General features: G+C 68.3%; 25 protein-coding genes. 9 read left to right on the top strand and 16 right to left on the bottom strand.

The genetic code is table 11. The features are described from left to right. Positions 1–55 precede the first annotated feature (55 nt). Complete coding sequence (locus M5E06_RS27305) at positions 56–496, top strand: GNAT family N-acetyltransferase (protein ID WP_252140927.1); 441 nt, start codon at positions 56–58, stop codon at positions 494–496. Here the strand turns inward: M5E06_RS27305 and otnI are convergent. Beyond that, positions 493–1,284 carry a 2-oxo-tetronate isomerase gene (gene otnI / locus M5E06_RS27300; RefSeq protein ID WP_252140926.1) on the bottom strand — a complete coding sequence of 264 codons (792 nt, stop codon included), beginning with the start codon at positions 1,282–1,284 and terminating at the stop codon, positions 493–495. The genes M5E06_RS27305 and otnI overlap by 4 nt on opposite strands. Positions 1,285–1,370: 86 nt before the next feature. Here otnI and M5E06_RS27295 point away from each other — a divergent pair, with 86 nt between their 5' ends. The 5 genes from M5E06_RS27295 to M5E06_RS27275 all read left to right on the top strand — a co-directional run bounded on the left by M5E06_RS27295 (position 1,371) and on the right by M5E06_RS27275 (position 8,339). Continuing rightward, positions 1,371–2,072 (top strand): MOSC domain-containing protein, encoded by a 702-nt coding sequence (locus tag M5E06_RS27295; protein WP_252140925.1) that lies wholly within the window; start codon positions 1,371–1,373, stop codon positions 2,070–2,072. A 204-nt stretch (positions 2,073–2,276) separates the two neighbouring features. Continuing rightward, a complete protein-coding gene (aspA, locus tag M5E06_RS27290; protein ID WP_252140924.1) occupies positions 2,277–3,695 on the top strand; it encodes an aspartate ammonia-lyase in 1,419 nt (472 codons plus the stop codon). Positions 3,696–3,798: 103 nt separating this feature from the next. Continuing rightward, complete coding sequence (locus M5E06_RS27285) at positions 3,799–5,076, top strand: dicarboxylate/amino acid:cation symporter (protein ID WP_252140923.1); 1,278 nt, start codon at positions 3,799–3,801, stop codon at positions 5,074–5,076. Between the two features lie 111 nt (positions 5,077–5,187). Then, a complete protein-coding gene (locus M5E06_RS27280) occupies positions 5,188–7,026 on the top strand; it encodes a sensor histidine kinase (RefSeq protein WP_252140922.1) in 1,839 nt (612 codons plus the stop codon). Then, complete coding sequence (locus M5E06_RS27275; protein ID WP_252140921.1) at positions 6,999–8,339, top strand: sigma-54-dependent transcriptional regulator; 1,341 nt, start codon at positions 6,999–7,001, stop codon at positions 8,337–8,339. The genes M5E06_RS27280 and M5E06_RS27275 overlap by 28 nt, the downstream gene beginning before the upstream one ends. Positions 8,340–8,363: 24 nt before the next feature. On the opposite strand, the gene M5E06_RS27270 is transcribed toward M5E06_RS27275, so the two are convergent. The 9 genes from M5E06_RS27270 to M5E06_RS27230 form a co-directional block, all read right to left on the bottom strand. Next, positions 8,364–8,957 carry an ATPase gene (locus M5E06_RS27270; protein WP_252140920.1) on the bottom strand — a complete coding sequence of 198 codons (594 nt, stop codon included), beginning with the start codon at positions 8,955–8,957 and terminating at the stop codon, positions 8,364–8,366. Beyond that, positions 8,954–9,178: a hypothetical protein gene (locus M5E06_RS27265; protein WP_252140919.1), complete on the bottom strand. Its 225-nt coding sequence runs from the start codon at positions 9,176–9,178 to the stop codon at positions 8,954–8,956. The genes M5E06_RS27270 and M5E06_RS27265 overlap by 4 nt, the downstream gene beginning before the upstream one ends. 138 nt (positions 9,179–9,316) lie before the next feature. Beyond that, positions 9,317–10,255: a hypothetical protein gene (locus M5E06_RS27260; protein ID WP_252140918.1), complete on the bottom strand. Its 939-nt coding sequence runs from the start codon at positions 10,253–10,255 to the stop codon at positions 9,317–9,319. Between the two features lie 365 nt (positions 10,256–10,620). Beyond that, positions 10,621–11,934, bottom strand: a complete 1,314-nt coding sequence (locus M5E06_RS27255) for an amidase (RefSeq protein ID WP_252140917.1) — start codon at positions 11,932–11,934, stop codon at positions 10,621–10,623. Positions 11,935–12,080: 146 nt separating this feature from the next. Further along, positions 12,081–13,025, bottom strand: a complete 945-nt coding sequence (locus M5E06_RS27250; RefSeq protein ID WP_252140916.1) for a TauD/TfdA dioxygenase family protein — start codon at positions 13,023–13,025, stop codon at positions 12,081–12,083. Between the two features lie 71 nt (positions 13,026–13,096). Next, positions 13,097–13,963, bottom strand: coding sequence for an ABC transporter ATP-binding protein (locus tag M5E06_RS27245; RefSeq protein ID WP_252140915.1), 867 nt, complete (start codon positions 13,961–13,963; stop codon positions 13,097–13,099). A gap of 31 nt (positions 13,964–13,994) precedes the next feature. Continuing rightward, the gene (locus M5E06_RS27240) at positions 13,995–14,780 is read right to left on the bottom strand and encodes an ABC transporter permease (protein WP_252140914.1); all 786 of its coding nucleotides are present in this window, start codon (positions 14,778–14,780) and stop codon (positions 13,995–13,997) included. Further along, complete coding sequence (locus tag M5E06_RS27235; protein ID WP_252140913.1) at positions 14,777–15,646, bottom strand: ABC transporter permease; 870 nt, start codon at positions 15,644–15,646, stop codon at positions 14,777–14,779. The genes M5E06_RS27240 and M5E06_RS27235 overlap by 4 nt, the downstream gene beginning before the upstream one ends. Positions 15,647–15,674: 28 nt before the next feature. Continuing rightward, complete coding sequence (locus M5E06_RS27230) at positions 15,675–16,766, bottom strand: ABC transporter substrate-binding protein (RefSeq protein ID WP_252140912.1); 1,092 nt, start codon at positions 16,764–16,766, stop codon at positions 15,675–15,677. A gap of 644 nt (positions 16,767–17,410) precedes the next feature. On the opposite strand from M5E06_RS27230, the gene M5E06_RS27225 reads away from it, so the two are divergent. Beyond that, positions 17,411–18,949, top strand: a complete 1,539-nt coding sequence (locus M5E06_RS27225) for an FAD/NAD(P)-binding protein (protein WP_252140911.1) — start codon at positions 17,411–17,413, stop codon at positions 18,947–18,949. A 142-nt stretch (positions 18,950–19,091) separates the two neighbouring features. Here the strand turns inward: M5E06_RS27225 and nagE are convergent, their stop codons facing one another. Beyond that, entirely contained in the window at positions 19,092–20,558 is a 1,467-nt protein-coding gene (gene nagE / locus M5E06_RS27220; protein WP_286208988.1) for an N-acetylglucosamine-specific PTS transporter subunit IIBC, read from the bottom strand. Positions 20,559–20,622: 64 nt separating this feature from the next. After that, the gene (locus M5E06_RS27215) at positions 20,623–21,519 is read right to left on the bottom strand and encodes an N-acetylmuramic acid 6-phosphate etherase (RefSeq protein ID WP_252140910.1); all 897 of its coding nucleotides are present in this window, start codon (positions 21,517–21,519) and stop codon (positions 20,623–20,625) included. 207 nt (positions 21,520–21,726) lie between these two features. Between M5E06_RS27215 and M5E06_RS27210 the strand changes: the two genes are divergently transcribed. Together M5E06_RS27210 and M5E06_RS27205 are read left to right on the top strand one after the other, a co-directional pair. Beyond that, positions 21,727–22,485, top strand: a complete 759-nt coding sequence (locus M5E06_RS27210) for a GntR family transcriptional regulator (protein WP_252140909.1) — start codon at positions 21,727–21,729, stop codon at positions 22,483–22,485. Between the two features lie 49 nt (positions 22,486–22,534). Beyond that, positions 22,535–23,203 (top strand): HAD family hydrolase, encoded by a 669-nt coding sequence (locus M5E06_RS27205; protein WP_252140908.1) that lies wholly within the window; start codon positions 22,535–22,537, stop codon positions 23,201–23,203. Positions 23,204–23,215: 12 nt separating this feature from the next. On the opposite strand, the gene M5E06_RS27200 is transcribed toward M5E06_RS27205, so the two are convergent. The 4 genes from M5E06_RS27200 to M5E06_RS27185 form a co-directional block, all read right to left on the bottom strand. Continuing rightward, positions 23,216–23,569, bottom strand: coding sequence for an HVO_A0114 family putative DNA-binding protein (locus M5E06_RS27200; protein ID WP_252140907.1), 354 nt, complete (start codon positions 23,567–23,569; stop codon positions 23,216–23,218). After that, positions 23,566–23,856: a toxin-antitoxin system TumE family protein gene (locus tag M5E06_RS27195; protein WP_252140906.1), complete on the bottom strand. Its 291-nt coding sequence runs from the start codon at positions 23,854–23,856 to the stop codon at positions 23,566–23,568. Before M5E06_RS27195 ends, M5E06_RS27200 begins: the two co-directional genes overlap by 4 nt. Before the next feature lie 91 nt (positions 23,857–23,947). Continuing rightward, positions 23,948–25,111, bottom strand: a complete 1,164-nt coding sequence (gene nagA / locus M5E06_RS27190) for an N-acetylglucosamine-6-phosphate deacetylase (RefSeq protein WP_252140905.1) — start codon at positions 25,109–25,111, stop codon at positions 23,948–23,950. Continuing rightward, entirely contained in the window at positions 25,111–26,172 is a 1,062-nt protein-coding gene (locus tag M5E06_RS27185; protein ID WP_252140904.1) for an SIS domain-containing protein, read from the bottom strand. Before M5E06_RS27185 ends, nagA begins: the two co-directional genes overlap by 1 nt. Positions 26,173–26,337: the final 165 nt, after the last annotated feature.

Here is a 26,337-nt window from a genome sequence, read left to right as displayed (position 1 = left end):
CCTCCTCCCCATCCGGACCATCCTGCCGACGGGACCGGAACAAAGAGGAAGAATCGTGCAGCCGGAGATCATCGAGATTACCGAAGAAAATACGGCGTCGGCGGTGCCGGCCCTGCAGGTGCTTTGGCCGAAATACGATGCGGCCGAGATGACCCGCATCATCGACACGATGCTGCGGCCGAACGGCTATCGCCTCGCCGGCATCATCCCCGAAGCGGGCGGGCCGGCCGCCTGCGTCATGGGATTCCGCCTGCAATATTCCCTCTGGCTGGGCAAGTCCTTCTACATCGTCGACATGGCGACCCTGCCGGAGCATCGTGGCCGGGGCTATGCCTCCCTCATCCTCGACTGGGCGAAGGCCGAGGCCGAAAGGCTGGACTGCAAGGCGCTGCACCTCGATTCCGGCGTCGGTCCGGAGCGCAGCGATGCCCACCGTGTCTATATGGGCAAGCGCTATCGGATCGGCTGCCACCACTTCGTCCACAAGCTGGACTAGCGGTTCTGCCCCGCCGCCGCGCGGTAGGGGGCGAACCAGCGCAGCCCCTCCAGCGTGGCGGCCCTCGGCCGGTACTCGCAGCCGACGAAGCCGCCATAGCCCAGCCGGTCCAACTCCCCGAACAGGAAGGGCCAGTTCAGCTCCTCGCCGTCCGGCTCGTTGCGCGACGGAACCGAGGCGATCTGGACATGGCCGGTCAGCGGCATCAGCCGGCGCAGCGCCATGGTCACGTCGCCATGCAGGATCTGACGGTGGTAGAGGTCGAACTGCAACCGGACATTGGGCAGGCCGGAGTCGGCGATCAGCCGCTCGGCAAGACCGAAATCGTTCAGGAAATATCCCGGCATGTCGCGGCCGTTGATCGGTTCCAGCAGCAGTTCGATTCCGCGCGCCGCCAGCGCCTCGCCCGCGTAGTCCACGGCGCGCCGGTACGCCTTGACCGCCACCGGATCGGCGGGATCGGCCAGCCCGGCCATCATGTGCAGCCGTCGGCAGTCCGTCGCCGCCGCATAGTCCAGCGCCTTGGCGACCCCGGCGCGGAACTCCTCGAACCGCTCCGGCAGGGCGGCCAGCCCGCGGTCTCCGGCGGCCCAGTCGCCGGGCGGCATGTTGAACAGCGCCTGGGTCAGCCCGTTGCGTTGCAGCCGCCGGGCCACCTCGTCCGGCGCATGGTCGTACGGGAACAGATACTCGACTGCCCGAAATCCGGCATCGGCGGCGGCGTCGAAGCGGTCCAGGAACGGCCACTCCGTGAACATCATCGTCAGGTTGGCGGCAAAGACGGGCATGGTGCGGCTGGGCTCCCTGATGGCACGGACGGCCCGAAACTGATAAGGGACGGCAGGCGAAACGAAAAGACCGGAGAGAACGGCCAATGACGAAGCCCATGATGACGAACGCGGTGCTGAATGCGGTACTGACCGGCAAGGCGGTGCCGTTCGGCCGGCCGGACACGCTCAGCGCAATCGGCAAGCATCCGACCGACGCCGCGGTCGCCATCGGTCCGATCGGGCTGGAGGGCGACGAGCAGGCCGACCGCCGCAACCATGGCGGGCCGGACAAGGCGATCCACCATTACCCCTTCGACCATTATGCCGCCTGGCGCGCCGACCTGCCCGCCCCCACCCCGCTGCTGGATGCGGTCGGCGCCTTCGGCGAGAACCTGTCGACCATCGGCCTGACCGAGGAGACGGTCTGCGTCGGCGACGTCTTCCGCATCGGCACGGCGGTTTTGCAGGTCAGCCAGGGCCGCCAGCCCTGCTGGAAGCTGAACCACCGCTTCGGCGTGAAGGACATGGCGCGGCGGGTTCAGTCCACCGGCCGGACCGGCTGGTATTATCGCGTGCTGGAGCCGGGCATCGCTGCCGCCGGCGACGAAATCTCCCTGATCGAGCGCCCCTTGCCCGACTGGCCGCTGGCCCGCATCCTGCGCGCCTTCTACCACGACACCGGCGACCTCCCGACGCTGGCCGGCATCGCCGAGCTGGAGCCGCTGGCGGCCGGCTGGCGCACCCTGGCTCAGCGCCGGGTCGAGAGCGGCCGGGTGGAGGATTGGACCAACCGCCTCGGCGAATGATCCGCCACGTTCGGATTTCCGGACGCTCAATGGCGGGCGCATTCGGAAATCCGAACGATCGCGGCTCTCACCAGCAATCATACGCAGAAAGATCAATGGCTTAGACCGCGACGTCATGCCCGCCTGCGCTGGCATGGCGGTTGCTCCTTACCGGTTGCGCCCCGCGAAGACGGGGCGGTCTCAACCAAGGGAGCGAAACGTCCGATGTCTGCAGCAACAACGCGCACTGAACATGACCTGCTGGGTGACCGCGAGGTCCCGGCCGACGCCTATTACGGCGTCCACACCCTGCGCGCTGTCGAGAATTTCCCGATCACCGGCACGCCGATTTCCCACTATCCCGATCTGATCCGCGCGCTGGCCGAGATCAAGATGGCAGCATCCCGCGCAAACCATGAACTGGGTCTGCTGAACGGCGAGCGGGCCGACGCCATCGCCGCCGCCTGTCGCGAGATCCGCGCCGGCAAGCTGCACGACCAGTTCGTCGTCGACGTGATCCAGGGCGGGGCCGGCACCTCGACCAACATGAACGCCAACGAAGTGATCGCCAACCGGGCGCTGGAACTGCTGGGCCATGGCCGCGGCGACTACGCCCAGCTGCACCCCAACGAGCACGTCAACATGAGCCAGTCGACCAACGACGTCTATCCGACGGCGCTGAAACTGGCGACCTACACCGGCATCTTCCGGCTGGTGGAGGCGATGGGTCATCTGCGCGCCGCCTTCCAGCGCAAGGCCGACGAGTTCCGCGACATCCTGAAGATGGGCCGCACCCAGCTGCAGGACGCCGTGCCGATGACGCTGGGCCAGGAATTCTCCACCTACGCCGTCATGTTGGCCGAGGACGAGGAGCGGCTGAAGGAGGCCGCCCTGCTGATCCGTGAGATCAATCTGGGCGCCACCGCCATCGGCACCGGCATCAATGCCCATCCCGACTATGCGGCGCTGGTCTGCCGCCGTCTGGCCGAGATCAGCGGGGTCCCCGTCGTCACCGCCCCCAATCTGGTGGAGGCGACGCAGGATTGCGGCAGCTTCGTCCAGCTGTCGGGCGTGCTGAAGCGGGTGGCGGTGAAGCTGTCCAAGACCTGCAACGACCTGCGCCTGCTGTCCAGCGGCCCGCGCGCCGGCTTCGGCGAGATCAACCTGCCGGCGCGGCAGGCCGGCTCCTCGATCATGCCGGGCAAGGTCAACCCGGTGATCCCCGAGGTGGTCAACCAGATCGCCTTCGAGGTGATCGGCAACGACATGACCGTGACCTTCGCCGCCGAGGCCGGACAGCTGCAGCTGAACGCCTTCGAGCCGATCATCGCGCACAGCCTGTTCAAGAGCATCACCCACCTGCGCCAGGGCTGCCTGGTGCTGGCCGACCGCTGCGTCGACGGCATCACCGCCAACCGCGACCATCTGGAGGCCGCCGTGCGCAACTCCATCGGCATCGTCACGGCGCTCAACCCCTACATCGGCTACGCCAACGCCACCGAGGTGGCCGCCGAGGCCCACCGCACCGGCAAGGGCGTCGCCGAGCTGGTCGAGGCGCGCGGCCTGATGACCGCCGCCGCGCTGGCCGAGGTGCTGCGGCCGGACGTGCTGACCCGGCCGCGGCTGCTGGCGACCGCCGGCTGACCCGTTCCGCCACCCGGTCCCGACCCGTTCGGGGCCGGTCTTCCCATCGACCGCAACCCGGCCGGCGCATCGAGGCGGGCGGGAAAGGTGAGGTAACAGGACCATGAACAAACAGACGACGCTGATCATCGTCGCCATGCTGCTGGGCATCGTCACTGGCTATGTCTGCAACAGCCTGTTCGACGCGGCGGCGGCCAAGGAGATCGCCGGCTATTTCGCGATGGTGACGGACATCTTCCTGCGCCTGATCAAGATGATCATCGCGCCGCTGATCTTCGCCACCCTGGTCGCCGGCATGGCCGGCATGGGCGATGCCCGCACAGTCGGCCGCATCGGCGGCAAGGCGGTCGGCTGGTTCCTGATGGCGTCCTTCGCGTCGCTGTTCATCGGGCTGATCTTCGCCAACCTGTTGCAGCCGGGGGCCAATGTCGGCGTGCCGCTGCCCGATGCCGGGGCCAGCGCCGGCCTGAAGACGTCCGCCCTGAACCTGAAGGATTTCCTGACCCACCTGTTCCCGCGCAACTTCTTCGAAGCGATGGCGAACAACGAGATCCTGCAAATCCTGATCTTCTCGGTCTTCGTCGGCCTCGCCATCGGCCAGCTGCGCGACACCAAGGCCGGCCTGCTCGCCCGCTCGATCGAAGAGGTCGTGCCGGTGATGCTGAAGGTCACCGACTATGTCATGCGCTTCGCTCCGATCGGCGTCTTCGCCGCGGTCGCCAACGTGGTGACCACCCAGGGACTCGGCGTGCTGGCCGTCTACGGCAAGTTCATGGGCAGCTTCTATCTGACGCTGGCGGTCCTGTGGGCGACGCTGGTCTTCGCCGGCTTCGTCGTGCTGAGGGGCGACGTGTTCCGCGTCGTGAAGGCGATGCGCCAGCCGATGCTGCTGGGCTTCTCCACCGCGTCCAGCGAATCCGCCTATCCCCGCGTGATGGAGGAGTTGAAGACGCTGGGCGTGAAGGAGCGGGTGATCGGCTTCGTCCTGCCGCTCGGCTATTCCTTCAACCTCGACGGCTCGATGATCTACACGACCTTCGCGTCGCTGTTCATCGCCCAGGCCTATGGCATCCCGCTGACGCTGGAACAGCAGATCGTCATGCTGCTGGTGCTGATGGTGTCGAGCAAGGGCATCGCCGGTGTTCCGCGCTCCTCCCTGGTGGTGGTCGCCGCCGTGCTGCCGATGTTCCATCTGCCGGAGGCCGGCGTGCTGCTGATCATGGGCATCGACCATTTCCTCGACATGGGCCGCACCGCCACCAACGTGCTGGGCAACGCCATCGCCACCACCGTCGTCGCCAAGTGGGAGAACGCCATCGGCACCGAGCAGGACGAGGAAGAGACCGGCTCCGCCCTGCCCGCCCCGGCCGCTGCCGAGTGACGGGCTGACATCCTGACCGATATCCCGAGGGACCAGTCCGGAAGACGGGCGGGCCATTGGACGGGGGTTTCTGCTATGATGCAGCGGCCCCCGTCCCTGCCCGCCTTTTTCATGCCATTAGCCAGACGCCTCCGCACCATCGGCCTTCTGCTGCCGGCGCTCGCCGGTCTGGCCCTGCTCGCTGGTGTCGTCGGCTTCCGGGTCAGCGAGGGAATGGGGCTGACCGCTCTGCAGGAGACCGGGCACCACCGGCTCGACCTCTATGCCGAGAGCCTGGAACGCGAGATCGACAAATACGCCTATTTCCCGGCGACGCTGGGGCTGGAGCGCGACGTCCTCGACCTCGTCACCGGCAGGGCGCCGCTGGCCTGGGGGCTGAACCGCTATCTGGAGCGGCTGAACGAGCGGGCCGGCACCCTGTCGATCTATGTGCTGAACCGCCAGGGCCGGGTGCTGGCCGCTAGCAACTGGAACCGCCCCGACAGCTTCATCGGCGAGGATCTGTCCTACCGCCCCTATTTCGTCGAGGCCGCCGCCGGCCGCCAGGGCCGCTTCTTCGGCGTCGGCACCACGCGGGGGCAAGCCGGCTATTACCTGTCCTCGCCCCTGTCGGAGGATGGCGCCATCGTCGGCGTCGCGGTGGTGAAGGTCAGCCTGGAGCAGTTGGAGCAAAGCTGGTCGACGGTGGAGGCGCCGGTGCTGGTCACCGACGAAAACGGCGTGGTGATCCTCGCCTCCGTCCCCTCCTGGAAATTCACCACCCTGCGGCCGATGGACGAGCCGACCCGCCGGCATTTCGACCAGACCCTGCAATACAACGCCCGACCGCTGCCGCCGCTGGGCCTGACGTCGGTAATCCGGATCGTCGACGACGCCGAACTGGTCCGCCTCCCCCGCCCGGCCGAGGGGAAGCTGGAGGAAACCGTCTTCCCGGTGTCCGGCGGCTTCCTGGCCCAGACCGCGCCGCTGCACGGCACCGGCTGGACGATGACCGTGCTGTCGCCGGTGGATCAGGTGACCGGCATGGCCTGGACCCGCGCCGCGCTGGCCGCGGTCGGCAGCGCCTTCCTTGGCATCCTGCTGCTGATGTGGGTGCAGCGCCGCCGCCACCTGCACGAGCTTGAACGCAAGGTGGAGGAGCGCACCCGCAACCTGCGCGCCGCCCAGGATGAGCTTGTCCATGCCGGCAAGCTGGCGGTGATCGGCCAGCTCTCCGCCGGTCTGGCGCATGAGCTGAACCAGCCGCTGGCGGCGCTCCGCACCCTGTCCGGCAACAGCGTCAAGTTCCTCCAGCGCGGCAATCTCGACGCGGCGAAGGGCAATCTGGAGCGCATCGCCAGTCTGGTGGACTCCATGGGCGCCCTGACCAGCCAGCTGAAATCCTTTGCCCGCAAATCCTCCGGCGCTCCTCGCCCGGTGGCGGTGCGCCGGCCGATCGACAATGCGCTGTTCCTGCTGGATCAGCGGCTGCGGCGGTCCGGTGTCGGCGTTCATCTCCACGTGCCGGAGGAGGTCGTGGCGCTGTGCGACCCCAACCGGCTGGAGCAGGTGCTGGTCAATCTGGTCGCCAATGGCCTGGACGCGCTGGCCGGGCGCGAGGGGGGCATACTGACGCTCACCGCCCGGACCGAGGACCGCCGGGTCCGCATTCAGGTGGCCGACAACGGCCCCGGCCTGTCCGCCGACGTGCTGCCCCGCCTGTTCGAGCCCTTCTTCACCACCAAGGAGGCGGCGAAGGACGGAGCGAAAGAGGGCGGTGGCGGGCTCGGCTTGGGACTTGCCATCTCGGCCGGGATCGTGCGTGACTTCGGCGGCGCCCTGACCGGGGCGAATGGTGCGGATGGCGGAGCGGTCTTCACCATCGACCTTCCCGCCGCCACCCTGCCCACCGACCAGACCGCCGTCCAGGCCGGAGAGTTTCCATGTCCGACGCTGCCGCCAACGCTCTGAAGGTCCTCATCGTCGAGGATGACCCGAATGTCAGCCTCGGCTGCCAGCAGGCTTTGGAGCTGGAGGACATCCCGACCCAGGCGGTGGACAGCGCGGAGAAGGCCCGCCGGCTGGTGGCCGACGGCTTTCCCGGCATCGTCGTCACCGACATCCGCCTGCCGGGCATGGACGGGATGGCGCTGCTGGCCGAGCTGCTGGCTGCCGACCCCGACCTGCCGGTGGTGCTGATGACCGGCCATGGCGACGTGGCGATGGCGGTGCAGGCGATGAAGCTCGGCGCCCACGATTTCATCGAGAAGCCCTTCTCCCCCGACTATCTGGTCGAGGTGGTGCGCCGCGCCCTGGAAAAGCGCCGCCTGACCCTGGAGGTGCGCGACCTGCGCGCCCGCCTGCAGAACCGCGACAGCATCGAGGCGCGGCTGGTCGGCGGATCGCCGCAGATGGAGCGGGTGCGCCGACTGATCGGTGAACTCGCCAACTCGGCCGCCGATGTGCTGATCCACGGTGAAACCGGCTCCGGCAAGGAGCTTGCCGCCCGCTGCCTGCACGACGCCAGCCCGCGCCGCGCCGGAAACTTCGTCGCCATCAACTGCGGCGGCCTGCCGGAAAGCCTGATCGACAGCGAGATCTTCGGCCACGAGGCCGGCGCCTTCACCGGGGCCGGCAAGCGCCGCATCGGCAAGGTGGAGCACGCCAACGGCGGCACCCTGTTCCTCGACGAGATCGAGAGCATGCCGATGCCGGTACAGATCAAGTTCCTGCGCGTGCTTCAGGAGCGCACTCTGGAGCGGCTGGGCTCCAACACCCCCGTTCCTGTCGATTGCCGGGTGATCGCCGCGACCAAGGTGGACTTGCGCGAGCTGGCCGACCGCGGACAGTTCCGCGCCGACCTCTATTACCGCCTGAACGTCGCCAACCTGCCCTTGCCGCCGCTGCGCGACCGGCGCGAGGACATCCCGCTGCTGTTCGAACAGTTCACCCTGCAGGCCGCCGCCCGCCACGGCCGCCCGGTCCCGCCACCGGATGCCGAGCGCATGCGCCGCCTGATGGCTTACGACTGGCCGGGCAACGTGCGCGAGCTGCACAATGTCGCCGACCGCTGCGTCCTGGGGATCGAACAGGGCTTCCCGCCCTTCGCCAGCACCCACCCCGCCACCGGCCGCCCGCTGGCCGAGGCGGTGGAAGCCTTCGAACGCGCCCTGATCGCCGACACCCTGCGCCGCACCAACCACAGCCTCGCCCGCGCCGCAGAGGAACTGCAGGTCGCCAAGACCACGCTGCACGACAAGATCAGGAAATACGGGCTGTCGTGAAGCCGGTGTTCGGGAGCCGTAACTCTACCCGTTGGATGTTCTGAGGTCCGGCGGAATGGCAGCGAGTGCCCAAGCGGGAAGATCTGAGGCCAGCTTGGTTGTCCGGTCCATTTCGCGCTTCAGCAGCAGGCGCCGTTGTCCGCCGGAATTGTCGAAGACCCAGGTTCGATGGGCGATGGCAACCGCTTCTGCCAGAGCCGCCATGCTGCGCCCATAGCGACGAAGAATGGCCTCCCTCGGTACGTCATGACCGCCCAGGAGAACGCGCGTCCGAACGCGCGCGACGGAGATCGCAACATTACCGATGCCGACAAAGATGAGATTGACTTTATAACCGGCTTCCCGCGCTTGGCGCATCAAAGCCAACTCGCTGTTGCCGGTCAGCGTTGTTTCCATGGCGAAGGTTTCATTCCGACGCAGGAAACCTCCGCGAAGCTCCAAGGCAAGACGGCCGGCCCGCATGTGAGCCGAGATGCTGTTCACATCGTCCCGATTGAGATCGCGCGCGATGTCGTCGGCATTCACGAACGGAATTCGTCCGATAACGAAGCGACGGGCGATGGTCGACTTGCCCGCACCGTTCGGCCCGGCAAGCACCCAGATCTGCGGTCGGATCATGCCGTGAGCAGTGAAACCAAGCGTTCGTCGCCGGTCGAGAAGTCGACCAGCTCTTTCCGCCCTCCCGGATATTCCTTGATGACGCAGCCCGGCGGCGTGTCGTCCCGGGTATAGTAGACCGGAACACCGGCGCGGAGCACCCGCCGCATTTCCGTCCCGTCATCCTGCTCCAGTTGGGATTCGAAATGACGTTCCTGTTCGGGCGTCATCTTGTCCAGCATGCCGGGGGTAGAGTCCATCGATTGCTTATCCAAGCCAGTCCTTCATCGATACCGAACAGTAGGACCGTTGGGGCAGGATGACAAATCACATTCTGAAAAGGCTGCGCCCTCCCATCAGATGGAAGGGCGCAGCACCGGTCAGGCGGCAGTGCCGAGATGAGCACCGTCGGCACCGCCATGGTCATGCATCTGTCCATGGCCGTGGTCGAGGTGCAGCGACTGGACGGTGTCGGCGAATTCGTCGACCGCCGCGACCACGCCGGCGTTGCTGGTGACCGCGCTGTCGCCGGAGGCATAGTGGTTCAGGAAATGCTGCCAGATGGCACTGCCGCTGTCGGCCCCACCCTGGCTGCCGGCGGCATCCGTCGAGCCTGCGGTGCCGGAGCCGTCATGCTGGGCGATCAGACGGTCGTGCCAATGCGGGGCGTTGCCGGTCTTTGCGTCGTCCGTCGCCGTGGAGGTGTTTTCCGTGACGGTGGAGGTGCCCGTGGACGACTTGGCGTCGGCCGTCGTGTCAGTCGTCCCGGCATGGCCGGAATTATGGCCGGAGGCGTCGGTCAGGTGTTCCTGGTGCAGCACGGCGCGAACCTGCTGCAGCACGCCTTGAACGGTGGCGGTGGTTTCGCCGGTGGCGTCGGCCAGAACCTTCACCAGCGGACCGGCCGGCGGCTGGTGCGTGGACGAGTCGGCGGTCTTATGGCTGGCCGCATCGGTGGGCGTCTTGTCGGTCGAGGCAGTATCCGTGGCTGCCGTATCCGTGACCGCCTTGTCCGTACCCGTCGTGTCGGTCGTGCTGCCGGTCGTGCCGCTCTTGGCCTCGGCAATGGCGTGTTCGACCGCGACATAGGCGGCCTTCAGTTCGGCGATGGCGCTGTCGGACAGCGTCGGCGTGCCATGCTGGGCGGTGGTGTCGGTGGTGCCGCCGGTGGAGGCGTCGCCCTGGGTATCCTGGTGCAGAGGCTGGTGGGCTCGGAACTCGGCAACTGCGCTGTCGGAGGTCGCGACGGAAGAGGTCGGGCCGGTGGCAGCCTTGGACATCACGGACTTGAGCGAATCAGTGGCGAAGTTGTTAGCCATAAGTAGTCTCCAAGCATTTCAGCTGATTGCCACCCGGGATTTCAGCGCCAATATTTCCAGCACAACCGGATGGCTACCGGCCGTCATCATTGACGGCGTTCAGCTCTCGTCTGCAGTCGTCATCGGACCGCCTGGAGACAATAGGCAGCGACTTTATGCGAAATGAACTGGATTCTGTCCTGTACCCACTCTTTGCCACCGCCTGTGACGATGAATGGTCATTTGGGAGTCACGAAGCGGTTATTTATGAATTTTATTTCATACTCTTCAGCAACGACACACGTCCTCACCAGTGATACGTGCGGGACCGGGATTCCTGCGCGTAAAATTCCCGGCCCCACGTTGGTCACATCCTCGCTTTGGGATCACCCCCGCAGCGCAGATTCGATCCCGGCGGCGATGCCCAGCAGGCTGCGATCGCTGCCGCGCCGCCCCATCGCCATCAGCCCGACCGGCAGGCCGTCGGTCGGCACCGGCAGGGAAATGGCCGGCAGGTCGAACAGGTTGGCGATGCGGGTGTTGCGCAGCAGCGCCAGATTGACGCGGTGGAAGGTCGCGTCGTCCAGCACGTCGGCAATGGCGGGGGCCGTCATCGGCACGGTCGGCAGCAGCAGGACCGGATGCCGGGTCAACCGCTCGTCCATCAGCCGGATCAATTCGGCGCGGCGGCGTTGCATCCGGACAAAGTCGGCGGCGGGTGCCTTGCCGCCGGCCTCGATCCGCGCGCGGGTCTTCGGATCGATGCCGTCGAGCGCCGTGATGCCGAGATCGGCCAGCGTCGCCGCCAGCTCGATGGCAGTGAAGACGCCGATGCGGTCCAACTCCGCCAGCGCCTCCAATTCCGCCTCGATGGACCCGTCCGCGATGTGGGCACCGGCCGCGCGCAGCCGGTCCAGCGCCGCCTCGAAGGCAGCGGCGACCGCAGGCTCGACACCGTCGAACAGCCGGCCGCGCGGCACCAGGAAGGACTGTCCGGCAACCGGCAGCGCAGCCAGCGGCGCCGGGTCGCCGTCGGAAAGCACGCTGTCCAGCAAGGCCGCATCGGCGACGGTCGCGGCAATCGGCCCGATGACGTCCAGCGTCGGCGACAGCGGGAACGCCCCCTCGGCCGGCAGGCGCCCGGCCGAGGGCTTGAAGCCGAGGGCGCCGGACAGCGCTGCCGGAATGCGCAGCGAGCCGCCGGTGTCGCTGCCCAGCGCGATCTCCGCCATGCCGTCCACCACCGAGATCACCGCCCCGGAGGAGGAGCCGCCCGGCACCCGCGAGCGGTCATGCGGATTGCCGGGATTGCCGTAATGGGGATTGATGCCGACGGCGGAAAAGGCGAATTCCGTCATGTGGGTCCGGCCGACGATCACCGCACCCGCCGCGCGTAGCCGGGCCACCGCCCGGGCGTCGCGCGCCGCAACCGGCCGGCCGCGCAGGATGGCGGACCCGGCTGCCGTGGTGTCGCCCGCCACGTCGAACAGCGTCTTGACCGAGACGATGCGCCCGTCGAGCGGCCCCAGCGGCCGGCCCTGGGCGGCGCGGTGGTCACTGGCCATGGCGGCGGCGCGCGCCTCCTCCGCATAGACCTCGGTGAACACCAGGGAGCCCTGCCGCTCCGGATCGGCAATCCGGGAGAGAGCCGCCTCCAGCCGGTCGGAAGCGGAAGAGCGGGCGGTGGACGGCACGGGCATGGCAGCCTCCTGACGGGACATGGGACGACGTGCGCATCGGCGGTGCGCGCCATCGCATGTGCCACATCCGCGCCGGATTGGCGACCTCGATGATGGCGGCGGGGTGGAGGCCATGGCAAACGCCGCGGCCCCCTCCCCAGGCCACATCACGCCGCGGCGGCGTTCGCGTGGACGACCGAGCGGGAGAAGCTGCGGCGTCCGCCGACCGCCACGGGGGCCGCGCCGGCGACCGTCACGCGGCGGACGACGCGCGGCTGGTCGTCATAGTCGTCGACGGCGCGGTGCTGGGTGGTGCGGTTGTCCCACACAGCCACGTCGCCGGGGCTCCAGCGCCAGCGCACCACATTCTCCGGCCGGGTTGCATGACCCTGGAACAGATCCAGCAGCAGGCGGGAATCGGTGCTGGTCAAGCCGACGATCCTCTGAGCGAAATGGCCGAGAATGAGCGCCTTCACCCCGCTTTCCGAATGAACATGGACCAGCGGATGCTCCGTCTCGTAGCGGGTGGAGGTGAAGACGGTCTGGTAGCGATGCAGCGCCTGCTCCGACCGGTTCTGGCGGTCGCCGACATAATCGTAGACGTTGGAATGCACCACCCACAGCTTCTCCGCCAGTTCGCGCAACGGCTCCGGCAGTTCGTTGTAGGCGGACACGTTGTCGGCCCACATGGTGTCACCGCCGCGCCCGGGCGCCACGACGCTGCGCAGGATGGAAATGGACGGGTAATCCGGCACGAAGGTGACGTCGGCATGCCAGGAGCTGGCGCGCTCGCCCCGGCTGCCGTCGACGTCCAGCACATGCTCCGTCCCGGCCAGCGACGGCACCGTGGGGTGGGAAACCAGATCGCCGAACAGCCGGCCGAAGGCCTCCTGCTCCGCCTCGTCCAGATGGGTCTGGCCACGGAAGAACAGGACCTTATGCTCGGTCAGCGCCTGCCGGATGGCACGGACGGTGGCGGGCTGCAGGTCGCCGGACAGGCGGAAGCCATGCACCTCCGCGCCGATGCGTCCGCCGATGGGACGGATGTCGAGGCCGAAACCGGCCGGCGAGGTCTCGGAAAGGGTGGCGATGTCGGCCGTCAGAGTCGTCATGATGAGATGATCCTTGTGGTTGGTTGTCTGTCTTGTGGTTCGGACTTGTGATTGGGCGGGAATTACGCGGGTCAGGCGGCTCGCCGGACGGGCGTCTGTGCATGTCCGGCGCCGAGTTCGGCCAGCACGGCCTCGCGCAGGCGGACGAAGGTCGGATCGGCGCGATCGTGCCCATGGCCATGGTGCGGGCTGCCGCTGCCATCCTCCGCCGCAGGCAGGCGGCCGGACGGGATGATGCTGGCGATCCGGCCGGGACGCGGGTGCATGACCACCACGCGGTCGCCCAGATACAGCGCCTCCTCCACGTCGTGGGTGACGAGGATGGCGGTGATGCCCTCCGCCCGGACGATGCGCAGAAGTTCGGCTTGCAAGTGGCTGCGGGTCAGCGCGTCGAGCGCGCCGAAGGGCTCGTCCAGCAGCAGGATGCGCGGGCGGTTGACCAGGGCGCGGGCGATGGCGACCCGCTGCGACATGCCGCCGGACAACTGCGATGGATAGGCCCCGGCAAAGGCGCCCAGCCCCACCAGCTCCAGATGTTCCCGCACCAGACGGCGCTTGTCCGCGGCAGGGCGGGGCGATTTCAGCAGACCCAGCGCGACATTCTCCTCGGCCGTCAGCCAGGGGAACAGGCGGTGTTCCTGGAAGACGATGGCGCGGTCCAGACCCGGTCCGGCGATGGGACGGCCGTCCAGACGGATGTCGCCGTCGAACTGCCGCTCCAGCCCGACGATCAGCCGCAGCAGGGTCGACTTGCCGCAGCCGGACGCGCCGACGATGGAGACGAACTCACCCGGCGCCACCGACAGGTCGATGTCCTGCAAGGCGGTGAACGGAGTGCCGGACACGCGATAGCGCTTGGTCAGTCCGCGGATCTCCAGCGCGCCGCGTGCCGTGGCGTGGTGGACGGAGTGATGGCTTGGTCGAATGATGTCGGCCATGACGGGAACGCTCCTTATCAGGCTCAGGGACTTAAGCTCGGCGGCGCCAGCGCAGGGCGCGCGCTTCCAGCCGGGTGGCAAGGGTGTTGAGGGCGAGGCCGATCAGCCCCAGCAGCAGGACGCCGAGCAGGACGAGGTCCATGTGGAAATGCTCGCGCCCTTCGGTCATCAGCCCGCCGATGCCCGGACCGACGGTCATGAAATATTCGGCGCCGACGGTGGCGAGCCAGGCATTGATCAGGCCCAGATGCAGCCCGGCGAAGATGGCGGGCTGCGCCGCCGGCAGCGTGACCAGCCGCAAGGTCCGCCAGCGGCCGAACTCCAGCACGCGGGCGACCTCCGCCAGCTTTGGCGGCGCGGCGCGGGCACCTTCCCATGTGTTGACCACGACGGGCGTGAAGGCGGCGAGCGCGATGAAGGCGATCTTCGCCTCCTCCCCCACCCCGAACCACACCGAGATCAGCGGGATCCAGGCGAAGATCGCGATCTGCTTGACGGCGTTGAAGCTGGGGCCGATCAGCCGGTCGGCCAGCCGCGACAGGCCGAGCAGCAATCCGACCAGGATCCCGGCGAGGCTGCCGATGGTGAAGCCGGCGATGTCGCGGGCCAGGCTGGCCGCCACATCGACGACAAGCCGCCCCTCGGCCAGCTCCTGCCCCGCACGCCCGGCGACGGTCATCAGCGACGGCAGAAGCTTCGGATCGACAAGGCCGCTGCGGCTGGCGGCTTCCCACCCCGCCAGCAGGGCCAGCACGGGCATCAGACCATGGAGACGGCGCGAGACGCGGGAAGCGGCGGGATGGTCGAGCGTGCTCATGATCCGGCCAGCTCCCAGCGTTGCAGGCGGCCTTCGACCCAGGAAAGGGTCCAGTCCAGTGCAAAGCCGATCAGCCCGACCACCAGCATCGCGGCGATCACCATGTCCAGCTGGAACAGCTGGCGGCCCCACACCATCAGGTATCCCAGCCCCTCCGACGAGGCGAGCAGCTCCACCGCCACCAGCGCCAGCCACGCGCTGGTCAGGCCATAGCGTATGCCGGTGAAGATCGACGGCACCGCCGCCGGCAGGACGATCCGCGTCAGCGTCGCCCAGGGGCCGAAGGTCAGGACCGACCCGACCTCACGCAGGCTGTCGGGAACGTTGCGGATGCCCTTGTGGGTGTTCAGCGCCACGGGGATCAGCGCCGCCTTGGCGATGATGAGCAGCTTCAGCCCCTCGTCGATGCCGACCAGCAGCATCAGAACCGGGATCCAGCCCAATGGCGGCACCTGGGCCAGCGCGGTGAAGAGCGGCTCGACGGTCCAGCGCACCCGCTGCGACAAGCCCATGGCGATGCCCAGCAGCAAACCCGCCGCTCCGCCGAGGGCGAAGCCCTCCACCACGCGCAGCAGGCTGATCCGGGTGTGGAACCACAGGTCGCCGCTGTCGGCGAGATCGGCCAGCGTGGCGGCCACCTGATCCGGTGCCGGCAGGATCTGGGCCGGCAGCCAACCGAAATGCGACGACAGCGTCCACATTCCCAGCAGGGCCGCCGGGAAGACCAGGGCCGAAAGGGCGGTCAGCGTGGGCCGCAGGACGGCGGCGGCCGGCTTCGGGTTACCATTCACCCGCAGGTCGAGGCGTCCGTTGCCGGCGATCCGGGCGGCTTCATAGGCGCCGCGGCTCATTTCGAGGTTCGTCATGGGGCGAACTCCTTCGATCGGTGGGGCGTTACTTCGCCGCCGTCTGCTGATGCCCCTTGGCGTCGTAGCGCTTCCAGGTGCCGGCCAGCCCCAGCTCGGCCACGGCGCGGTCGACATAGGCGGGCTCGAACCAGCCGTCGATCTGCACGTCGCCGCGCACCAGCCGGTAGCCCTTGGCCCGTTCCGCCTGATCGCGGTAGGCGGCGACGAGGAAGTCGTCGATCAGCGGGCTGTTGCGGTAGCCCAGCGCCTGTCCTTCGAAATCGGCGCGGAAGGTCTCGGCCGGAACGCCTGATTTGGCCCATTCCCCGAACACCGCCTCGCGGTTGGCCTCGTCCGACGCCCAGGCCGCCGCCTTCACCAGCGCCTTCACCACGCGGTAGGTGATATCGGGATGCGCCTTCTCGAACGCCTCCGTCACCAGCAGGTGGGAATGGCGGGTGAAGGTCGGATCGTCGCCGCGGGTGCTGTAGACGACCTTGGCGACGCCCTGGCCGTCGAGCGCCAGAAAATCGGCCTGCCCGAACGCCGCGTCGATGTCGCCGGTGGCGAGCGCGGCCGTGGCTGTGGCGAAGTCCATGTTGATGAATTTCACGTCGCGCTCGGTCAGGCCATGGGCGGCCAGCACCTTGTCGGTCGCCAGCTGCAGGTTGGTGCCGCGGAACTGCGCCACCTTGTGGCCTTTCAGGTCGGCGATGGACCGGATGCCTGCTTTCGGCGTCACCGCCAGATAGAGGTTCGACCGCAGGCCGCTCGCCGCCAGAATCCTGGTCTTCAGCCCGTTCGATCGGCCGACCAGCGACGGCAGGTCGCCTTGCAGGGCGAAATCGAGCTGATCATTGGCGATCGCCTCGTTCACCGCGGGACCGGCGCCCTTGAAGAAGGACCAGTCGAGTTTGACGTCGGGATCGTTTCTGAACTCCTCCGCCAGGAGTCCTCTGGAATGCAGGATTGCCGCGGTGTTGCCGCTGCCGAACTGGCGGTTGCCCACCCCGACCTGGGCGAAGCCGAAGCGGATGGTGACCGGTTCGGCCACGGCGCTTCCGGCGACGGTGACGGCCGTCAGCACGGCGGCAGCGGCCAGGACCGAGCGGGCGATCCGTTTTGTGAATTGTTTCATGGACTGACCACCTTTAAAATCGGTGCAGGTCTCCCGGTGCGGCGCAAAGGATCGCGCACGCCGTCACGGCAAAAGCCGGGGGTAAGCACAGCCGCGGGAAGCGGGGCTGCGTCCGGGAACCGGGAAGGATTGGATCGGCGGGGCGCCCGGCGTCAGGCGCTCACCATCAGGCCCGTCGCGTCAGGCGCGACAGGTACAGCGCGCCATCGGCGCGGCCGAAGCGACAGGCGGCATGATGGAAAACTGGAATGCGACCATGGACATATCCGGTCACTCCTTCGACGAATCCACGATCGGGATCGTGGCGCTTTAGCGTTTGGTGACGCGGCGCAAGCTGCGATTCAAATTGCCGCGGCGGCTCCGGAAGCGGGCTCGCCCCTATTCTCTACATTTCTAGTGGACTATGAGTCAACGCGGAAAACTCGATCTGTGTGAAAATAAATTGAATCCTACTTTGGTAATGGTATTTGCCGTTCGGCCGATGGCGCGTGTCCGGACCCTGTGATATGCAGGAGGGAACGAAGCGGACCGAGCAGACACACGGCCGACGCGAAACCCCACACCCGATCACGGATTGACGGACCTGGGGAGCAGCCGCCAACGGCCGGCCTTTTCCGGAATGACTCACGGAAGGACGGACTTCGATGCCTGCAACGCCTCACTTCCCTCCGCCCGGCGGCGGCGCGCCGGACAGCCTCCACCAGCCCCGCCAGATCGCTGTCGTCGGCGCCGGCTTCACCGGCAGCCTGCTGGCGGCCCATCTGCTGCGCGGCGCCCGGGCGCCGCTGGTGGTCCATCTGATCGAATACGGGCACCGGCCGGGAACCGGGGTCGCCTATTCGACCCCGAACGGCACGCATGTGCTGAACGTCCGCGCCTACAACATGAGCGCCTATCCCGACGACCCGCGCCATTTCCTGCGCTGGCTGTGGAGCCGGGCGGATGGGCCGCTGCCGGACCAGCCGCCCAGCGGCCATGCCTTCGTCTCCCGCGCGCTGTATGGCGCCTATATCCAGGATGTCCTGGCGGAGGCACAGGCAGAGGCTCCCGCCCATGCCCGCCTGAACCAGATCCGCGGCGAGGCGGTGGACGTTCGCACCGAGACCTCCTCCGGCAACCGGCCGGCGGTGCATGTCCGCCTTGGCGACGGACGGGTGGTCAGCGCCGACACCGCGGCCCTGTGCATCGGCAATTTCCCGCCCTCTCCGCCCTGTCTGGCATCCCCGACGGCGGCGGAGGCCTTCGCGTCGGACCGCTTCATCGGCGACCCGTGGGATGCCGCCGCCATCGCCAGGATCGACCGGGAGGCCACCGTCGCGATCCTCGGCACCGGCCTGACCATGGTGGACACGGTTCTGACGCTGCTCGACCAGGGGCACCGCGGTCCGATCACCGCCGTGTCGCGCCGTGGCCTGCTGCCGCTGCGGCATGAGGAGACGCGGCCCTACACCTCGTTCCTCCATCCCGACGTGCTGCCCAGCACGGTTCTGGACGTGCTGATCGCCCTGAAGGCCGACGCGCGTCGGGCTGCGGCTGCCGGCTATGACTGGCGGTCGGCCTTCGACGCGCTGCGGCCTCACCACCACCGCATCTGGGCGCATCTACCGATGGAGGAACGCCAACGCTTCCTCCGCCACGCCCGTCCCTTCTGGGAGGTGCACCGCCACCGCATGGCGCCGCAGGTCGCCGACCGCATCGCCGCCGCCCGTGCCGGCGGACAATTGAGCATCCTGCCCGGCCGTTTGAAGGACGCGGCACCCACCGCCGAGCGGCTGGAGCTGACCGTCGTCGAGCGCGGCGGCGGGAGGGAGCGGCTGCTGGCGGCGGGCGCGCTGATCAACGCCACCGGCACCAACTGCGACTACACCCGCATCCGCCATCCCCTGGTGCGCTCGCTGCTCGACCGTGGCATTGCGCGGCCGGATGCCTTGCGGCTGGGGCTGGACGTGACGGAAGGCGGTGCGGTGATCGCCGCCGACGGCACCCCCTCCCCGCGCCTGCTCGCCTTTGGTCCGGTCGCCAAGGCCCCCTTCTGGGAGATGACCGCCGTGCCGGAACTGCGCAGCCAATGCGCCGAAGCCGCCCGCCGGATTCTGGACGGGCTGGATACCGGAGCGATGGCCGGCCAAGCGGCTCTGCCCGGCATGACGACGCCTGAGTTCCCGGAACCGCGACGGGTTTGAGCGGGCGGAAGAGGGTCACCGGCGAGTTGCTCGGCACTGTCCGCCACGGATAAAGCCGGGCGATTGAGCAAAGCATGAAAAAGCCCCGGCCTCATCGGAGGACCGGGGCTTTTCGTCAGACCGGCTTCCTTGGGACCAGCGGTCAGACCCGCAATCCCGCCGAGGCGTTCAGCGAGTCCTGGATCTCGCCGGCCAATTGATCGGCGATCGGGCCGACGATGACCTGGACCGAGTTGGCCGTCGGCTTCACCACGCCGCGCGCACCGATCCGCTTCAACGCCGCCTCGTCGATGCGGCCGGCATCGGCAACGCTCAGGCGCAGGCGGGTGGTGCAGGCCTCCACCGAGCGCAGGTTGCCGGCACCGCCCAGTGCGGCGACATAGGCGCCGGCCCGGTCGCTGGTCACCGCGACCGGCGCGACGGCGGGACGGACGCCCTCGGCGGCCGGCGGCTGACCGGCGGGAACGGCGACATCGTCGCGGCCCAGCGTCTTCAGATCGAAGCGCTGGATGACGAAGCGGAACAGCCCGTAATAGACGGCGAAGTACACCGCCCCCACTGGCAGAAGCAGGATCGGGTTGGTCGCCTTGCCGTAATTCAGCACATAGTCGAACAGGCCGGCCGAGAAACCGAAGCCCAGCTTCACGTTCAGCACGTCCATCAGCACCATCGACAGGCCGGCCAGCACGGCATGGACGGCGAACAGCACCGGCGCCAGGAACATGAAGGCGAATTCCACCGGCTCCGTCACGCCGGTCAGGAAGGCGGTCAGCGCCATCGACAGCAGCACGCCGCCGACCGCGGCGCGGTTCTCCGGCTTGGCGGTGTGGTACATGGCGAGGCAGGCGGCCGGCAGGCCGAACATCATCACCGGGAAAAAGCCCGCCATGAAGGCGCCGGCCGTCGGATCGCCCTTGAAGAAGCGGTTCAGGTCGCCGGTGACGCCCTGGTAATCGCCCAGCAGGAACCATGCGATGTTGTTGATGATGTGGTGCAGGCCGGTGATGATCAGGATGCGGTTCAGCACGCCGTACAGGAACAGGCCGAACTCGCCCAGCCCCAACACGCCGGTGGTCAGCGCACTCAGGCCCGAATCGACGATGGGCCAGCCATAGCCGAAGACCAGCGCGATCCCCAGCGCCGCCAGACCGGTGACGATGGGCACGAAGCGCCGCCCGCCGAAGAAGGCGAGATAGTCCGGCAGCTTGATGTCCTTGTATTTGTTATAGAGCTGGCCGGCGATGATGCCGATCAGGATGCCGACCGGAATGCTGATGCGGCTCGACATCTTCGCCACCAGCTCCGGCGCGACGCCGCTCAGCACCACGGCACCTTTCACCGCCACGAAATACCCCACCGCGCCGGCCAGACCTGCGGCGCCGTGGTTCTCCCGCGCGAAGCCGATGGCGATGCCGACGGCGAACAGGACGCCCAGGTTGGAGAAGACGGCGTCGCCCGCCGCGGCGATGAAGGCGATGTTCAGCAGGTCGGGCTGGCCGATGCGCAGCAGCAGCCCGGCGATGGGCAGCACGGCGATCGGCAGCATCAGCGCCCGCCCAAGCCTCTGGACGCCCGAGAAGCGGTCGCCCGGCAAACGATCAGCAGACATTCGGACGTCTCCCAGTGAAGCGGGCTCCGGCCTCAGGGTGCCGGGCCTGTCGTGTTGGTCATCATCAAGTGGTCGATTTGGCACGCTCCATCGCCCGGCGCAGGTTGCCGCCGGTCTCGCTCAGCAGCCGGTCGATGTCGGCCCCATCCAGCCCGGCCAGCCCCAGCACGGCGCGGCGCACGTCGCCATGCCGCTCCAGCGCCCCACCGGCAGCATCCTCGTCAACGCCGACTATGCGGGCGACCATGACGGTGCAGCGGCGGCGGAGCTTGGCGTTCTCCGGCCGGACATTGATCATCAGGTTGTCGTAGACGTTGCCGAGCGCCGTCATGACGCCGGTCGAAAACAGGTTCAGCACCACCTTCTGCGCGGTGCCGGCGCCGAGCCGGGTGGAGCCGGCGATCACCTCCGCCCCCGTCGCGGTCAGCACCGGATGCTCCACCGCTTCCAGCAGGGGCGATCCGGCGCTGCTGGCGATGCCCATGGTCAGCGCCCCCGCCTCCCGCGCGGCGCGCAGGACGCCGACGGTGTAGGCGCTTGCCCCGCTGGCCGACAGCCCGACCACCACGTCGGCGGCGGAAAGCCCCGCCCGTCCGGCATCGGCCCGCCCGGCCCCTTCGTCGTCCTCCGCCGCCCCGGCCAGCCCGCGCGACAGGTCGAGCCCGCCGGCGATCAGCAGCAGCAGACGTTCCGCCGGCCAATCGAAGGTCGGCCCCAGGTCCAGCCCGTCGAGCGCCGCCACCATTGCCGACGATCCAGCTCCGGCATAGACCAGCCGCCCCTGTCCGCCGGAAAGACGTGCCGCCGCGGCCTCCACGGCAGCGGCGACCATCGGCAATACCGGAACGCAGGCGGCCAGCGCCCGCGTCTGCCCTTCCCATAGCGCCGTCATCAGTTCGGCGGCCGGCCACACGTCCAGCCGGCTGTACCGGTTCGCCGCATCCTCGGTGCCGCCTGCCATTCCTCCGGCTCCGCTGTCGCTCCGGCGCATGGACCGGAGGTTGGTGGTATTAGATTGGACTGTATGTGCAGAATACCAAAATCCGGACATTCCGCAATCTGAAACTGGTCATAATCGTGCGCGGCAGCGCCGGCTGCCGTCCGGCCCTGTTGCCCAAAGGCCTTTCAGTGGTATCATGCCGGTCCCGGAGCACTGGAGTGGTTGCCGATGTCCACCGCCGCCGCCGCGGCCCCGTTCGACCCCGCCGCCCTGTCGGATGCGCTGCCCCTGCCGCTCTATCTGCAGTTGGCGCGGCATCTGCGGACGCTGATCGTCGAAGGCCGGCTGACCGACCAGGACGCCCTGCCCGGCGAACGGGAACTGGCGGAAGTCTTTGGCGTGTCGCGTGTCACCGTGCGCAAGGCTCTCCGCGAACTGATCGCGGAGGGACTGCTGCATCAGCGCCAGGGCGCCGGCACATTCATCAACCGCAGCCCCCATGTGGAACAGCGGCTGTCCGCCCTGACCAGTTTCACCGAGGATATCGGCGGGCGCGGCCTGAAGCCGGATTCACGTTGGCTCAGCCGCTCCGTCGCCACCGCGACCCCAGAGGAGGCGATGGCGCTGGGTCTGCGGCCGGGGGCGGAGGTGGTGCGGCTGCACCGGCTGCGGCTGGCCGACGGCACCCCGCTCGCCATCGAGCTGAGCGCCCTGCCGACCAGTTTCCTGCCCGACCCGGATCTGGTGCAGGGATCCCTGTACGAGACTTTGCGCGCGCGCGGCTATCCCCCCTTCCGGGCGCTGCAACGCTTGTCTGCCATTCGCCTGCCGACGGATCAGGCGACGCTTCTGGGGGTTCCGGACGGCGCCCCCGCCCTCTACATTGAGCGCCGCACCTTCCTGGAGAACGGAACCCCGCTGGAGTTCGTCCGTTCCCACTACCGCGGCGATGCCTATGACTTCGTCGTGGAGCTGTCGCTGGTCTGATCCCTCCAGACCAATCCTCCCGCAAAGTAATATCCGACGAGAGCGCGCGATGAAGCCTGCCCTTGATACCCCGTTCCGTGTCCGCGCCATCCTGTTCGACATGGACGGCACCTTGATCAACACCAAGGGTCCGGTGGAGCGCTCCTGGCGCAGTTGGGCCGCCCGGCACGATCTGGACCCCGACGCGATCCTGGCCGTCTGCCACGGCGTCCGCAGCATCGAGACCGTCCGCCGCTTCGCCCCCGCCGGCGCCGACATCGAGGAAGAGGTCCGGCTGGTGGAAGACTGCTACACCAACGACACCGAAGGGGTGCGCGCCGTCCCCGGCGCGCTGGAGATTCTGCAGTCGCTGCCGCGCCACCGCTGGGCGGTGGTGACCTCGGCTCCACAGGACATGGCGAGGAAGCGCATCGCCCAGGCCGGCCTGCCCCTGCCCGACCTGCTGATCGGCGCCGACATGGTCACCCACGGCAAGCCCCACCCCGAAGGCTACCGCACCGCCGCCGAAAAGCTGGGTTTCGACCCGCGCGAAACCGTGGTGTTCGAGGACGCCCCGGCAGGGCTGGAAGCTGGCCGTGCCGCCGGCGCCCTGGTGATCGCGCTGACCACGACGCTGCCGGCGCATGAGCTGGACGGCAACCTGTGCCTGCCCGACCTGACGGCTCTGCGGGTGCGGGTGGAGGAAGATGGGCTGGAGATCGTGGCAGTGGGGGGCTGAGAAGGGCTTCCCCTACAAGGCAATCCGGGTGGAGATCGCGTCGTATGGCGCGCTCAGCCCGGTGCCGTCCTCCTCGCGGTCGACAAGGCCGGCGGCGACCAGCGCCTCGACATCCTCATGCACACGGCGATAGTCCCGGCCCACTGACTTGGCAAGCGCATTGATGCTGGCTGCCGGCGTTCGGTGAAGATGCCGAAGCAACTCCAGCCGCTTCGGAGTCAGCGCGCGGGCCAGCGTCTCGAAGCTGTCGAACGACAGATGCCGCTCGTTCACCGCTTCTCCCCGCTCGGCCCGGTGCCATGCATCCGCGAAGCGGGTGGCGAAGTCATCGGCAGTGTCGCCGACATGGATCTGTAGGTCGCTCATACCTCGCCTCCCGCAGCCCTGACATCGGCCAGAAAGTCCATGACCAGCTGTTCCGGCGAGGTGAAGGAATAGGGTTCCTCGCGCGGACCGTAATGCCGATGGTCACCCTTGCCCCGCTCATTGTCGTAGCCGACCACCCGCTCACCGTTCACAATGTAGACGAGCGAGTATTTCAGCGGATGCCGGGAGGGCGGAACTGGCGTCGGGACTTTCCAGATCTTCGCCTCCATGACGGCGCCTCCGGCCAGCTCACGGCGGTCCTTGTAGAGCAGTTCGGCCTTCGGCACGGAGCGGCACGTTCCCGTCATTGTGGCAACAAACTATGGCATTGAATGACATATGCCGTCAAATGCCATAATGCGAGAAGTGTGGTCGGCCTCACTCAGCCGCCCGCCATCCCCCCTCGACCCAGGTGCCCTTCACCGTGAGATCCGACCGCAGCAACACCAGATCGGCCCGCCAGCCCGGCAAGATTCTTCCGCGCTCGCCGTCCATCCCCAGGAACTGCGCCGGATAGAGCGATGCCATCCGCAGCGACTCCTCCAGCGGCAGGCCGATCAGCGTACCGGCATTGCGCACCGCCGTCGCCATGTCCAAATCCGCTCCGGCCAGCGTCCCGTCGGCCAGCACCAGCCGCCCATCGCGCCGATAGATCGTCCGTCCGTTCAGCTCGAAGCTGTCGGCATCGGTCCCCGTCGGCGGCATGGCGTCGGTCACCAGCATCATCCGCCCGCGCGGCCGGGCCGCTAGCGCCGCGCGCATCATCAGCGGATGGACGTGATGGCCGTCGGCGATCAGCCCACACCAGGGCCGCCCGTCGCCCAGCGCCGCACCGGCCGGACCCGGCTGGCGGTTGGCGATGCCGGGCATCGCATTGTAAAGATGCGTCACCCCGCGCACGCCGAGATCGAAGACCTCGATCACCCGCTCGGCGCTCGCCATCGTGTGGCCGACCGACAGGATCACCCCGGCCGCCATCAGCCGCGACAGCGCCGCATCCTCCACACATTCCGGCGCCAGGGTCAGCAGCACCCGCCCGCCCGGCATCCGCGCCGGCAGCCCGCAGATAAAGTCCAGATCGCCCTCGTCCGGCGCGCGGACGAAGCGCGGATCATGCGCACCGACCCGCTGCGGGCTGATGAACGGCCCTTCGAAATGGATGCCCAGTATGCCGCTGCCGGGCTGAGCCACCGCTTTCACCGCCGCCTCGGCGGCGGCGCGGTGGCAGTCGGGGGTGTCGGTGATGATGGTCGGCAGCAGCCCGGTGGTGCCGAAGCGCCGGTGCGCCGCGGCGATGGCCAGCGCCCCCTCCGCCGTCGGCCGCTCGTTGAACAGCACGCCGCCGCCGCCATTGACCTGGATGTCGAGGAAGCCGGGGGCCAGTAGGTCGCCCGTCTCCAGCGCCACCGTCCGGTCGACCTCCGGCGGGGTGCGGCCGGGGGCGACGATGTCGAGGATGCGGCCATCGCCGACCAGCAGGCTGCGGCCGTCGAGGATGGTCTCGCCCGTGAAAATCCGGGCACCGGTCAAGAGCTGTCGCATCAGACGGTCTTCGTCACTTTGGCAAGGTTGGGCGGGCTGTCGGGGTCGATGCCGCGGGCCAGCGCCAGTTCATAGACCGCGCCATAGAAGCTCTGCAACGCCGCCAAGGGTGCGGCCTCCGGCGCGATCCCCGGCAGGCTGGGCAGCAGGGTGGTTCCGGCAAGCCCCGCTTCGGTGGTGGCGACCGCCGCGCCCAGCCCGACGATGCGTTCCACCACCGCGCGGGTGTGGGGTTCCGCCGCATCGGCCTGGGTCAGGGCCAGCACCGGAAAACCGGGGCCGACCAGCGCCAGCGGACCATGCACGACCTCCGCCGCACTGAAGGCCTCGGCATGCAAACGGCAGGTCTCCTTGAACTTCAGCGCCATCTCCAGCGCCGCCCCGAAGCCGACTCCGCGCCCCAGCACATAAAGGTTCTGCGCGGTGGCGAGCGGCATCAGCGCCGGTTTCCAGTCCAGCGCCTGGGCTGCCGCCAGCGTGCCAGGCAGGGCCGCCAGAGTCGCCTTCAGCGCCGAGTCATCCTGCCAATGCGCCACCAGCTGCAGGTAGGCGGCCAGCGAGGCGATGCAGGATTTCGTCGCGGCGACGCTGCGCTCCGGCCCGGCCGCCAGCGGCAGGAAGTGGTCGCACATCTCCGCCAGCGGCGAGTCCTCCGCATTGACGAAGCCGACCACCAGCGCGCCGCCGGCCTTCGCCGCCTCCACCAGCCGCAGCAGGTCCGGGCTGCGCCCCGACTGCGAGACGGCGACGAACAGCGCCCCCTCCAGGCTCAGATGCCCGCCATAGACCGAGGCGATCGACGGCCCGATGGAGGCCACCGCCCGGCCGATCCGCGTTTCGATCAGGTATTTGCCGTAGGCCGAGGCATGGTCGGAACTGCCGCGGGCGCAGGTGACGACGAAGCGCGGCGGCTCGCGGCGCAGGCGCGCGCCCAACTCGGCGAAGCCGGCGCCGCAACGCGCGATCTGCCGGGCCACCGCGGCGGGCGCCTCCGCCGCCTCCACCGCCATCAGGGGAGTGGTGCGGGACGGCTTGAAATCAGGATTGCCCGGATCGGTCATGGCGGCGCTCGCGATTGGCTGATATAGATACCAATGTAAGACCTTCTTGCGCCGGAGGCCAGCGTCCATTGGTGGAATCGCATCACGACGACAGCCGCAATGCGGAAAAGAAAAGCGGCACAACCCGGATAAGGTCGTGCCGCCCGATAAAACCAGTCGAATACC

The sequence above is a fragment of the Azospirillum sp. A1-3 genome (genome assembly GCF_023806445.1).
In the GTDB taxonomy this organism is placed as follows: Bacteria; Pseudomonadota; Alphaproteobacteria; order Azospirillales; family Azospirillaceae; genus Azospirillum.
This window is presented reverse-complemented; position numbering and strand designations above follow the sequence as displayed.